Below are 317 nucleotides of genomic sequence, written 5' to 3' on the forward strand. Positions count from 1 at the left end.
TTTCGCAGGTTCGATGCCTGCGAAATCCACCCTATGTCTTTTCTGTCTTAGCCTTTTCACCTCGGCTAGGGTATAATGGTAGATGACAGAGGAGGTGAATCCCAGATGTACTTGACGCAATCGAATGTCATCCGCGGCTTGTCGAAACAAGAGTATACGATGCTCCGGGAAATGTGCCAATATAGCAATAATTTGTACAATGTAGCGGTCTATACGATTCGGCAGCATTACTTCGATACCCATCAATTCTTGCGGTACGAAGAAAATTACCCTATCTGCAAGGAAAATGAAAACTATGGCTTGTTGCAGGCCGGTGT

Annotated in this window: 1 pseudogene; it reads left to right on the forward strand. The window is 45.1% G+C overall.

The window, feature by feature from the left end:
* Positions 1 to 105: 105 nt before the first annotated feature.
* Positions 106 to 317 (forward strand): annotated as a pseudogene (locus ACE418_RS13495) (transposase); the annotation flags it as partial.

It is taken from the genome of Megasphaera jansseni (assembly GCF_047974155.1).
Taxonomy (GTDB): domain Bacteria; phylum Bacillota; class Negativicutes; order Veillonellales; family Megasphaeraceae; genus Megasphaera.